General features: G+C 70.7%; 13 protein-coding genes. 10 read left to right on the forward strand and 3 right to left on the reverse strand.

Annotation, left to right across the window (positions count from 1 at the left end; genetic code table 11):
- Both fliP and QSJ33_RS03615 read right to left on the reverse strand, forming a co-directional pair.
- A complete protein-coding gene (gene fliP / locus QSJ33_RS03610; RefSeq protein ID WP_285723006.1) occupies nt 1-756 on the reverse strand; it encodes a flagellar type III secretion system pore protein FliP in 756 nt (251 codons plus the stop codon).
- Nucleotides 753-1,259, reverse strand: coding sequence for a FliO/MopB family protein (locus QSJ33_RS03615; RefSeq protein ID WP_285723414.1), 507 nt, complete (start codon nt 1,257-1,259; stop codon nt 753-755). Before QSJ33_RS03615 ends, fliP begins: the two co-directional genes overlap by 4 nt.
- A gap of 148 nt (nt 1,260-1,407) precedes the next feature.
- Here QSJ33_RS03615 and QSJ33_RS03620 point away from each other — a divergent pair, with 148 nt between their 5' ends.
- From QSJ33_RS03620 to QSJ33_RS03635, 4 genes are read left to right on the forward strand one after another with little or no spacing between them, the layout of a single operon-like run.
- Entirely contained in the window at nt 1,408-1,872 is a 465-nt protein-coding gene (locus tag QSJ33_RS03620; RefSeq protein WP_285723008.1) for a (2Fe-2S)-binding protein, read from the forward strand.
- Nucleotides 1,869-4,019: a xanthine dehydrogenase family protein molybdopterin-binding subunit gene (locus tag QSJ33_RS03625; RefSeq protein WP_285723010.1), complete on the forward strand. Its 2,151-nt coding sequence runs from the start codon at nt 1,869-1,871 to the stop codon at nt 4,017-4,019. Before QSJ33_RS03620 ends, QSJ33_RS03625 begins: the two co-directional genes overlap by 4 nt.
- Nucleotides 4,020-4,022: 3 nt before the next feature.
- On the forward strand, nt 4,023-5,009 hold the full coding sequence (locus tag QSJ33_RS03630) for an XdhC family protein (RefSeq protein ID WP_285723012.1): 987 nt from the start codon (nt 4,023-4,025) through the stop codon (nt 5,007-5,009).
- Nucleotides 5,006-5,563: a nucleotidyltransferase family protein gene (locus tag QSJ33_RS03635; RefSeq protein ID WP_285723014.1), complete on the forward strand. Its 558-nt coding sequence runs from the start codon at nt 5,006-5,008 to the stop codon at nt 5,561-5,563. The genes QSJ33_RS03630 and QSJ33_RS03635 overlap by 4 nt, the downstream gene beginning before the upstream one ends.
- Here QSJ33_RS03635 and QSJ33_RS03640 read toward each other — a convergent pair.
- Nucleotides 5,553-5,951, reverse strand: coding sequence for a winged helix-turn-helix transcriptional regulator (locus tag QSJ33_RS03640; protein WP_285723017.1), 399 nt, complete (start codon nt 5,949-5,951; stop codon nt 5,553-5,555). The genes QSJ33_RS03635 and QSJ33_RS03640 overlap by 11 nt on opposite strands.
- A gap of 104 nt (nt 5,952-6,055) precedes the next feature.
- Between QSJ33_RS03640 and QSJ33_RS03645 the strand changes: the two genes are divergently transcribed.
- From QSJ33_RS03645 to hutU, 6 genes are all read left to right on the forward strand, one after another.
- Entirely contained in the window at nt 6,056-6,607 is a 552-nt protein-coding gene (locus QSJ33_RS03645; protein WP_285723018.1) for a flavodoxin family protein, read from the forward strand.
- A gap of 74 nt (nt 6,608-6,681) precedes the next feature.
- The gene (gene trxA, locus QSJ33_RS03650; protein WP_285723020.1) at nt 6,682-7,002 is read left to right on the forward strand and encodes a thioredoxin; all 321 of its coding nucleotides are present in this window, start codon (nt 6,682-6,684) and stop codon (nt 7,000-7,002) included.
- A 30-nt stretch (nt 7,003-7,032) separates the two neighbouring features.
- Nucleotides 7,033-7,683, forward strand: a complete 651-nt coding sequence (locus tag QSJ33_RS03655; RefSeq protein WP_285723022.1) for an NAD(P)H-dependent oxidoreductase — start codon at nt 7,033-7,035, stop codon at nt 7,681-7,683.
- A gap of 119 nt (nt 7,684-7,802) precedes the next feature.
- Nucleotides 7,803-8,792, forward strand: a complete 990-nt coding sequence (locus tag QSJ33_RS03660) for an aldo/keto reductase (RefSeq protein ID WP_285723024.1) — start codon at nt 7,803-7,805, stop codon at nt 8,790-8,792.
- Between the two features lie 4 nt (nt 8,793-8,796).
- Complete coding sequence (locus tag QSJ33_RS03665; protein WP_285723026.1) at nt 8,797-9,657, forward strand: MBL fold metallo-hydrolase; 861 nt, start codon at nt 8,797-8,799, stop codon at nt 9,655-9,657.
- A 52-nt stretch (nt 9,658-9,709) separates the two neighbouring features.
- Complete coding sequence (gene hutU / locus QSJ33_RS03670) at nt 9,710-11,374, forward strand: urocanate hydratase (RefSeq protein WP_285723028.1); 1,665 nt, start codon at nt 9,710-9,712, stop codon at nt 11,372-11,374.
- Nucleotides 11,375-11,402 lie beyond the last annotated feature (28 nt).

The raw sequence follows: 11,402 nt of genomic DNA on the forward strand, positions 1-11,402 counted from the left end.
TCATCCCGTGTACCCCCGCACCAGGGAGCCCACGATGAGATACCAGCCGTCCACGAGCACGAAGAGCAGGATCTTGAAGGGGAGGCTGATGACCACGGGCGGCAGCATCATCATGCCCATGCTGAGCAGGATGCTGGCGACCACCATGTCCACCACCAGGAAGGGCAGGAAGATCATGAAGCCGATCTCGAAGGCGGTCTTCAGCTCGCTGATGAGGAAGGCCGGCAGCAGGCACTCCATGGGCACGTCGGCCTTCGTCTTGGGCGCCGGGGCCTTGGCGATGCCCAGGAAGAGGGACAGATCCTTCTTCCGGGTGTAGCGCAGCATGAACACTTTCAGCGGCGCCGCCGTGCGGTCCATCGCCTGGTCCACCGTCAGCTCGTTGCGCTGGAGCGGCTGGAGCACCGTCGTGTTGATCTCCCGGGCCGTGGGCGCCATGACGAAGAAGGTGAGCACCAGCGAGAGGCTGATGAGCACCTGGTTGGAAGGCGTCTGCTGGGTGCCCAGGCCCTGCCGGAGGAAGTGCATCACCACGACGATGCGGGTGAAGCTGGTGGCCGTCATGAGAATGGTGGGCGCCAGGGTGAGCACCGTCAGCAGCAGCACGGCCTGCAGGCTGTTGCTCAGGGCCGGGCCCGAGGGGGTCTTCCCGAAATCCACGGTCACGGACGGCAGGGGGGCCGCCGGCTGGGCACAGAGATGGGCCCCCGCCAGCAGCAGCAGGACCACGGGCAGCCACCGCAGGACGCGCGTCACTGGCCACCCCCGGACTGCTTGAGGAGGGCCTCCATCTCCTTCACGGGGACCGGCCGCCCCAGGTCCACCTGCTGGGCGACCAGGGTTCGCTCGAAGGCGGCGCCCTCCTGGGCCCGCTCCAGCCCATCCAGGCGGGCCAGGAGGCTGATCCCCTGGGGGGCCAGGGCGATGAGGAACCGCTCACCCTCCACATCCAGGATGGAGACGTAGCGCCGGTCGCCCAGGGCCAAGGTCTCATCCACCTTGAGCTTGCCGCCGCCGCTGCCCGGGAGCCGGCCACGGCCGTACTTCTTGAGAGCCCACAGGCTGGCGCCCGCGAGCCCCAGGACCAGCACCAGGGATCCGAAGGTCCGCAGCCCCGAAGGCCCGGCGTCCGACCGCTGACCCTGCGTCGGTTTTCCGTCCTCCAGGTTCAGGGGGGCCTGCAGCTCCTTCTCCGCCGGACTCGGCGGGGGACCGGGCCGGGGGGCGTCCTGGGCGAAGAGTCCCAGCCCCGCCATCATTGCCAAGCACAACCACCCGCGTCGCATCACGACAAACTCCCGACACATCCCCTGGGAAGGGCGAGAGGGATGCCAAGGACAGCCGTTGCGACCGGACCCACCTGGGCGTAGGGTGGAGGCCCCCCACGCTGTCTTTGAAGGAGTCGTCATGCCTGCCTTCCAGATCACCGTGAACGGTCGGCGCCGGTCCGTGGACGTGGACGCCGACACCCCCCTGCTCTGGGTCCTCCGGGACACCCTCGGCCTCACCGGCACCAAGTTCGGGTGCGGCCAGGGCATCTGCGGATCCTGCACGGTCCACCTGGACGGCAAGGCCGTCCGGTCCTGCCAGGTGCCCGCCAAGGAGGCGGCCGGAGCTTCCATCGTCACCATCGAGGGCCTGTCGAAGGACGGCTCCCATCCCGTCCAGCGGGCCTGGATCGAGGAGGACGTGGCCCAGTGCGGCTACTGCCAGCCCGGCATGCTCATGAGCGCCACGGCGCTCCTCTCGGCCCACCCCCACCCCACGGACGGACAGATCGACGAGGTCATCGGCGACCACATCTGCCGCTGCGGCACCTACCCGAGGATCCGCAAGGCCATCCACCGGGCCGCGGAAGGAGGTGCGAAATGACCAGCCGCCGCGATTTCATCAAGGTCACCGGCGCGACCGGAGCCGGCCTCGTCCTCGGCCTGCACCTCGAGGCCAAGCCCCGTCCCGGCGAGGCCGCCACGCGGACCTTCCAGCCCAACGCCTACCTCGCCATCCGCCCCGACGGCATGGCCGTCCTCACCGTCCCGAAATCCGAGATGGGCCAGGGGGTGCGCACCAGCCTGCCCCTGGTGATCGCCGAGGAACTGGACCTGGACTGGTCCCGCGTGGAACTGGTCCAGGCCATGCCGGGCCCCGATTTCCGGCACCTGGGCACCGGCGGCAGCACCAGCGTCAGCACCACCTGGATCACCCTCCGCACCGCCGGCGCCGCGGCCCGGGAGATGCTCGTGGCCGCCGCCGCCCAGGCCTGGGGGATCTCCCCCGGCCAGTGCCGGACGGAGAACGGCTTCGTGAATGGGCCCGGGGGGAAGAAGGCAAGCTACGGGCAGCTGGCCGAGGCCGCCGCGAAGCTGCCGGTGCCGAAGGCCCCGAAGCTGAAGGCCCCGGGGGAATTCCGCCTGCTGGGCCGTCCCACCCGCCGGGTGGACGGGCCGAAGATCGTCGTCGGGAAGGCCCTGTTCGGCCTGGATACGCGCCGTCCCGGCCAGCGCTTCGCCGCCGTGCTCCGGTGCCCCGTGGTCGGGGGCACGCCGAAGGCCTGGGATGCCTCGAAGGCCCTGGCCGTGCGCGGCGTGAAGGCCGTGGTGCCGGTGCCCACAGGCCTGGCCGTGGTGGCCGACGGCACCTGGCCCGCCTTCAAGGGGCGTGACGCCCTTGCCGCCACGGTGACCTGGGACGAGGGACCGAACAAGGACTTCAACTCGAAGGACCTGGAGACCCGGATGCGGGCCGCCCTCGACGGCCCCGCCGACACCGCCCGGAGCACGGGGGCCATCGTGCCGGCCCTCGCCGCCGCCGCCCGGGTGGTCGAAGCCGAATACGCCTTCCCCTTCCAGGCCCACACGACCATGGAGCCCATGAATGCCACGGCCCTGGTCCGTCCGGATGGGGCGGAACTCTGGATGGGCACCCAGAACCCCAACACCGCCCAGGAGCGGGCCGCCGCGGCCGTGGGGCTGAAGCCGGACCAGGTGAAGGTGAACGTGGCCCTGCTCGGCGGCGGCTTCGGCCGGCGATCGGGCACGGACTTCAGCACGGAGGCCGCGCAGGTGGCCAAGGCCGCAGGCGGGGGCCCGGTCCAGGTGGTCTGGGACCGCACGGACGACATCCGCCACGACCAGTTCCACCCCGCCACCCTCCATCGCCTGAAGGCCGGCCTGGATGGTCGGGGGAGCCTCGCCGCCTGGTCCCACCGCATCGCCGGTGGCGCCGTGCTGCGCTCCTGGCTGGGGGGCAAGAAGTCGCCAGGCCAGGCGGAGACGGAGGCCAACGGCGCCTGGGATCTCCCCTACGACCTGCCGGCCCTCGACATCTCCTACGCCGAGGTGGAAGTCCCCGTCCCCCTCGGGTGGTGGCGGGCCATCGAGATCGTCCCCAATGTCTTCGCCCGGGAGTGTTTCCTCGACGAAGTGGCCCACGCCGCCGGCAGAGATCCCCTGGCCTTCCGGCTCGACCTGCTCGGGAAGCGGGGCAAGGTGAAACTGGGCGAGGAGGAGCTGGACATCGCCCGCCTCCGGAAGGTCCTGGAGTTGGCGGCCGAGAAGGCCGGCTGGGGACGGGCGCTGCCGAAGGGCCACGGCCTGGGGCTCGCCTGCCACGCCTACGACCGCCGCACCTACCTCGCCGCGGTGGCCGAGGTCTCCGTCGAGAAGGGCAGCCTCCGGGTGCACCGGGTGGTGACGGCCGTGGACTGCGGCCTCGTCCTCAACCCCGAGGGCCTCGCGGGTCAGGTGGAGGGGGGCGTCGCCTGGGCCGTCTCGGCCCTCTTCTCCCAGATCACCTTCGAGAAGGGCCGCGCCATCCAGGAGAACTTCGACACGTTCCCCGTGCTGCGCCTCCCCGAGATGCCCCAGGTGGAGGTCCACACCGTCGCCAGCGGCGAGGCGCCCTCGGGCATGGGCGAGCCGCCCGTGCCCGTCACCATCCCCGCCATCCTGAACGCGGCCTTCGCCGCCACCGGCAAGCGCCTGCGGCGGCTGCCCATCACGCCCGCCGACCTGGCCTAGCCCATGACGAAAGAACTCCAGGACATCCTCCGGATCGTCCGCCGGGGGCCGGGGCCCTTCGCCCTGGCCACCCTGGTGGGCGTGGACGGCGCCAGCTACCGGCGGCCCGGGGCGCGCCTGCTGACTGACGGGAGGAGCCTCCTGCGGGGTTCCCTGAGCGGCGGCTGCCTGGAGGGCGAGATCCTGGCCCGGGGGCAGGACGTCCTGGCCTCCGGGAGACCCCGGCTGGTGCGGTACGACCTCCGCGGCGATGCCGACCTGGTCTGGGGCAGCGGCAGCGGCTGCGAAGGGATGCTCGACATCCTGGTGGAGCCGGTCACCGGCTTCCCCGCCTGGATGGCCTGGATCGAGGAAGCCTGGTCCAATCGGAAGGGCCTGCGGATCCGCACGGACCTGTCGCAGGAAAAGCTCGGAATGCGCAGCATTCCGGGTTACCCAGGCGCATCCGCGCCTGGCCGGCGCGAGGAATGCTTCGAAGATTTCGTGGCTCCCATCGCCCTGTGGATCCTCGGGGCCGGGGACGACAGCCGCCCCCTGGTCCGCCTGGCGAAGGAGCTGGGCTGGACCGTGGGCCTGGTGGATCACCGCCCGGCCTTCGCCCGGCCGGAGCGGTTCCCGGAGGCCGATGCGGTGCTCGCGGGGCACCCGACCGCCACGATTCCGGGCCTGCCCCTGGATGACCGCAGCGCCGTGGTGCTCATGACCCACCACTACCTCAAGGACCTGGAGGCCCTCCGCCACTTGCTGCCCTCCGGCGCCGGGTACCTGGGGCTGATGGGGAGCCGGTCCCGGGGCGCGAAGCTACTGGCGGAGCTGGCGTCGGAAGGAATCCGCCCGGATTCCCGGTTCCACACCCCCGTGGGCCTGGACCTGGGGGCCCAGGATCCGGAGACCATCGCCCTGGCCATCCTTGCGGAGGTCCAGGCGGCCCTGGCGGGACGGAGCGCCGCGTCCCTCCGCGGCCAGCTCACCCCCGTGGCGACCCCGTGAGCGTCGCCGCCGTCGTCCTCGCCGCCGGGTCCGGCCGTCGCATGGGCGGCCCCAAGGCCCTCCTGGTGGTGGACGGCGAGACGCTGCTGCGCCGGGCGGCCCGCACGGCCCTGGCCGCCGGCTGCACGCCGGTGGTGGCCGTGGTGGGCCCCTGGGCTCCGGACCTGGAGGATCTGGAGGTCCTCGTGGTCCCGAATCCGCAGGCCGACGAGGGCATGGCGAGCTCCATCCGCGCGGGACTGGCGGCGTTGCCGGAGGGCGTCGAGGCCGTGCTGCTCCTCGCGGTGGACCAGCCCGCCGTGGACCCGGGCCTCCTGCGCGACCTCCTGGCGCTGTTCCGGGCCTCCGGCGGCCGCCCCGCCGCCTGTGCCTATGGGGAATCCCTCGGCATCCCCGCGATCTTTCCCGCCCACCTTCTGCCCGACCTCATGGACCTGCGCGGAGACCGGGGCGCCAAGGCCATCCTGCTGCGGGAAGGCGCCATCGGCCTGCCCTTCCCGGAGGGTGCGCGGGACCTGGACCGACCGGAGGACCTCGCCCGGTTCAGGCGCTGAGGCTGGCCTTCTTCTGGAGGTGGTCGTAGCGCCTGCGGGCCTGCTCCAGCTCCGCGAGGTGCCCCTCCGCCCAGGTGCAGAGGGCACCCATGGGCTCGATGAGCGTATGGCCCAGGACCGTCAGCTCGTACTCGGTGCGGGGCGGCACCTCGGGGTACACATGGCGCGCCACGAGTCCGTCCCGCTCCAGCTTGCGGAGGGTCTGGGTGAGCATCTTCTGGCTGATGCCGCCGATCTGGCGGTGCAGGTCCCCGTAGCGCTGCCGCCCCCGGGCCAGCAGGTAGATCACCAGGGTCGTCCACTTGTCGGCGATGAGATCCAGCACCTGGCGGGTCGGGCACTGGGCGCTGAGGACGTTGGGGTGCAGAGAACACGCCTTGCTAACCATGGGGTGCCTACCTTCCAAGAAGGTGCCTACTTTCTTTTCGTTCGTAAGCACCCAACCATTGTGCCACAGGCTGCCAGAGCGCAAGCCCCCGGAGGAAAGCCCAGATGTCCAGGATCGCCATCGTCTTCCACAGCGGATACGGCCACACGAAGGTGCTGGCCGAGCGGGTCAAGGCCGGGGCCGAACAGGTCGCCGACACGCAGGCGCAGCTCATCCCGGTCGAGGAGGCCGAGGGCCGCTGGGCCGACCTGGAGGCCGCCGACGCCATCGTCTTCGGCAGCCCCACCTACATGGGCAATGTCAGCGGTCCCTTCAAGGTGTTCATGGATGCCAGCTCGAAGGCCTGGTACGAGCGGAAATGGAAGGACAAGCTCGCCGCCGGCTTCACCATCAGCGGCAGCCCCAGCGGCGACAAGCTGAACACGCTCCAATCCCTGATGATCTTCGCCATGCAGCACGGCATGGTGTGGATCGGCATGGTCGATCTGCCCCAGAACGACCAGGGCACCAACCGCCTGGGCAGCTTCAGCGGCGTCATGGCCCAGGCCGGGCAGGTCCCCCCCGAAGTGGAGCCGAACGAGCAGGATAGGCTCGGTGCCGAGGCCCTGGGCCACCGGGTGGCCCGATCCGCCCAGCGATGGGCCAAGGGCGCCTGAAAGCATCATCCATGACAGGAATGGGACGTCCGGCGGCTACCCTGGAATCCTGGTCATCTCCGGAGGAACCGTCCATGTCCGAACTCGTCAAGCCCCTCAACGACGCCGATTTCGCCGGCTCCGTGGCCAAGGGGATCTCGCTCGTCGACTTCTGGGCCGCCTGGTGCGCCCCCTGCCGCGAGGTCTCACCGCTGGTGGACCAGCTGGCCGAACAGTTCAAGGGTCGTGTGGCCTTCTTCCGCGTCAATGTGGACGACAATCCGAAGACCTCGGAGGCCTACGACATCCTCAGCATGCCCACCCTCCTGCTCATGAAGGACGGCCAGCCCGTGGACAAGGTCATCGGCGCCCTCCCCAAGGCCCAGCTCGAGACCTTCATCCAGCAGGCCCTCTGATCCACCCCGACTCCCTTCTCTGAGGAATCCGTGACCACCACCACCCCGACCTCCCTCCTGGACGCCCTGCAGTGGCGCTACGCCACCAAGCGCTTCGACCCGGCGAAGAAGATCCCCGCCGCCGACTGGGCCACCCTCGAGCAGGCCCTGATCCTGACCCCTTCCAGCTACGGCCTGCAGCCCTGGAAGTTCCTGGTGATCACCGACCCCGTCCTCAAGGCGAAGCTCCGGCCCGCCTCCTGGAACCAGTCCCAGATCGAGGACTGCAGCCACCTGGTGGTGTTTCTCGGCAAGGAGGACATCACCGAGGCCGACCTCGACCGGTTCGTGGCCCGCACCGCCGAAGTCCGCGGCGTCGCCCCCGAGAGCCTCGCCGGCTACAAGGGCTACATGATGGGCGACCTCGTGAACGGGCCGCGCCACGCCGTCATCGGCGAGTGGGCGGCCCGGCAGGTCTACCTCGCCTTCGGCAACTTCATGACCGCCGCGGCCCTCCTGGGCATCGACACCTGCCCCATCGAGGGCCTGGAGCCCGCCAAGTACGACGAGATCCTGGGCCTCAAGGGCACCGGCTACCGCACCCTGGCCGCCTGCCCCGCGGGCTACCGCGCGGCGGACGACAAGTACGCCAGCCTCGCCAAGGTCCGCTACGCGGCGCAGGACGTCATCGAGCACCGCTGATTCAAGCCCAGGCCACCAAGACGTGAAGACCACGAAGACGCTCCATCCGCTTCGTGGTCGTCGCGTCTTCGTGGTGGATTTTCCGGGATGGGACCATACTCAACGCCCGGGAGGCTTCCATGCAGATGCGCCAGCTCGGAACCCAGGGATTGACGGTCTCGGCCCTCGGCCTCGGGTGCATGGGCATGTCCGATTTCTACGGGGGCCGGGACGAGGCGGAATCCGCCGCCACGATCCGCCGGGCCGTGGAACGCGGCGTCACCTTCTTCGACACCGCCGACATGTACGGCCCCCACACCAATGAGCGGCTGGTGGGCCAGTGCCTGGCCGACGTGCGGGACCAGGTGGTCATCGCCACCAAGTTCGGCATCGTCCGCGATCCCAACGACCCCACCGTCCGCGGCGTCTGCGGGCGTCCCGAGTACGTGCGCAGCGCCTGCGAGGGCAGCCTCCGCCGCCTGGGCGTGGAGGTCATCGACCTCTACTACCAGCATCGCAAGGATCCCCAGGTGCCCATCGAGGAGACCGTGGGCGCCATGGCCGACCTCGTGAAGGCCGGCAAGGTGCGGTTCCTCGGCCTCTCCGAGGTGAGCGCCGACACCCTGCGCCGGGCCCACGCCGTCCATCCCATCAGCGCCGTGCAGTCCGAGTATTCGCTCTGGACGCGGGATCCGGAGGAGACCCTCCTGCCCGCCTGCGCGGACCTAGGCGTGGGCTTCGTGCCCTACAGTCCGCTGGGCCGCGGCTTCCTGACGGGACAGATCAAGCGCTTCGAGGACTTCGAGCCCGACGACTACCGCCGGAACTCCCCGCGGTTCCAGGGCGACAATTTCCAGAAGAACCTCGACCTCGTGGCCCACATCGAGGCCCTGGCAGGGGCCCGGGGCTGCACCCCCGCCCAGCTGGCCCTGGCCTGGGTGCTGGCCCAGGGGAGCCACCTCGCCCCCATCCCCGGCACCAAGCGGCGCAACCGGCTGGAGGAGAACCTCGGGGCCCTGGACCTCGCCCTCGCCCCCGCCGACCTCGCGGAGATCGACCGCCTGTTCCCGCCCGGGGCCGCGGCCGGGCCCCGCTATCCCGCGGCCATGATGGGACTGGTCAACCAGTAGGTCCATGGCCCGCCGCGCCGACGCCCACCCCGACAACGCCCCCGGCCCCTTCTTCGTCGACCGCACCTGCATCGACTGCGGCACCTGCTACCAGTTCGCCCCGGAAACCTTCGCCGACGGCGGGGACCACGCCCGGGTGCACCGCCAGCCCGGGACGCCCGAGGCCCGGCTCCGCGCCGCCATGGCCCTGGTGGCCTGCCCGGTCGGCTCCATCGGCACCTCGGACAAAGGACGCCTGGCCGAGGCCTCCCGGGCCTTCCCGCATCCCCTGGCCGACGATCTCCTCTTCTGCGGCTACACCAGCGAGAAGAGCTTCGGGGCCTGGAGCTACCTGATCCTCCGCCCCGAGGGCAACGTCCTGGTGGACTGCCCCCGGGCCGCCGGTCCGCTGATGGAGCGGATCGAGGCCCTGGGCGGCGTGCGTTACCTGGTGCTCAGCCACCGGGACGACGTGGCGGACCACCAGGCCTACCGCGACCGCTTCGGCTGCGAGCGGGTCATGCACCGGGCCGATGGCCTGCCCGGGCTCGAACACTATGTGGACGGCGACGAACCGGTGCCCCTGGCCGCGGATCTCCTGCTCATCCCCACGCCGGGCCACACGGCGGGGAGCCAATGCCTGCTCCACCGGGACCGGCTGTTCACGGGCGACCACCTCTGGTGGAACCCGGAGAAGGGCCGGCTCTCCGCCTCCCGTGCCTACGCCTGGCACTCCTGGCCGCAGCAGCTCGACAGCCTGGAACGGCTGTTGGCCTTCGCGTTCAGCTGGGTGCTCCCGGGCCACGGCAGCCTCCACCGGGCCGCCAGCCCGGCCGCCATGCGGGCCGACCTGGCGCGGGCCCTGGACGCCCTCCGCCGGTCTTGATCGCCGTCGCCAGGAAGCCGTGGGAAACTGGGGGGCTTCACGGGAGTCCCCCATGACCATCGCCACCGATTCCCCCGTCCTGTCCGCCCCCCGCGGCACGCACCTGCACTGCAAGGGCTGGGTGCAGGAGGCCGCCCTGCGGATGCTCATGAACAACCTCGATCCCGAGGTGGCGGAGCGGCCCGAGGACCTGGTGGTCTACGGCGGCCTGGGCAAGGCCGCCCGGAACTGGGACTGCTTCCACGCCATCGTGAAGGAGCTGAAGCATCTCAACGATGACGAGACGCTGCTGGTGCAGAGCGGGAAGCCCGTGGGCGTGGTGAAGACCCATCCCGAAGCCCCCCGCGTCCTCATCGCCAACTCCAACCTGGTGCCGAAGTGGGCCACCTGGGAGCACTTCCGGGAGCTCGACCAGAAGGGCCTGATGATGTACGGCCAGATGACCGCCGGCAGCTGGATCTACATCGGCAGCCAGGGCATCGTCCAGGGCACCTACGAGACCTTCGCCGAGGCCGCCCGCCAGCACTTCCACGGCACCCTCGCCGGCACATGGACCCTTACCGCCGGCCTGGGCGGCATGGGCGGCGCCCAGCCCCTGTCCGTCACCATGAACGGCGGGGTGGCCCTCTGCGTCGAGGTCGACCGCACCCGCATCGAGAAGCGCCTGCAGACCCGCTACCTGGACGAGTGGACCGACAGCCTGGACACGGCCCTCGCCCTGGTGCGCCAGTACGTGGACGCCAAGGAGGCCCGCAGCATCGGCCTGCTGGGGAACGCCGCCGAGGTGCTGCCGGAGATCCTGAAGCGGGGCTTCCAGCCCGACCTCGTCACCGACCAGACCAGCGCCCACGACGAGTACAACGGCTACATCCCCGCCGGCCTGTCCCTGGAACAGGCCGCGGCGATGCGTGAGGCCCAGCCCCACGCCTACGTGGAGCGGGCCCTCGCCTCCATGCGCACCCACGTGGAGGCCATGATCGAGTTCCAGCGCCGCGGCGCCGTCACCTTCGACTACGGCAACAACATCCGCGCCCAGGCCCAGCGCGCGGGCCTGGAGAACGCCTTCGCCTTCCCGGGCTTCGTGCCGGCCTTCATCCGGCCCCTGTTCTGCAAGGGCATCGGCCCCTTCCGCTGGGCCGCCCTCAGCGGCGACCCCGAGGACATCGCCGTCACCGACGCCGCCATGATGGAGCTCTTCCCCGAGAACGAGGGCATGATCCGCTGGCTCAAGGCCGCCCGGGAGAAGATCGCCTTCCAGGGCCTGCCGGCCCGCATCTGCTGGATCGGCGCGGGCGAGCGCCACCTGGCGGGGCTGAAATTCAACGAGCTGGTCCGCACCGGGAAGGTCAAGGCCCCCATCGTCATCGGCCGCGACCACCTGGACAGCGGCTCCGTGGCCAGCCCCAACCGCGAGACGGAGGGCATGAAGGACGGCTCCGACGCCGTCTCCGACTGGGCCTTCCTCAACGCCCTCACCAGCGCCGCCGGAGGCGCCTCCTGGGTGAGCATCCACCACGGCGGCGGCGTGGGCATGGGCTACAGCCAGCATGCCGGCGTGGTCATCGTGGCGGACGGCACGGAACGCGCGGATCGCTGCCTGGCCCGGGTGCTCTGGAACGACCCCGCCATGGGCGTGTTCCGCCACGCGGACGCCGGCTACGACACGGCCCGCGAGCACGCGGAGCAGATCGGCCTGCACATCCCCATGAAGGGCTGACCATCCTCCTCATCGGGGGGGTAGATAC

This window comes from Geothrix rubra, from assembly GCF_030268065.1.
GTDB classification, from domain to species: domain Bacteria; phylum Acidobacteriota; class Holophagae; order Holophagales; family Holophagaceae; genus Geothrix; species Geothrix rubra.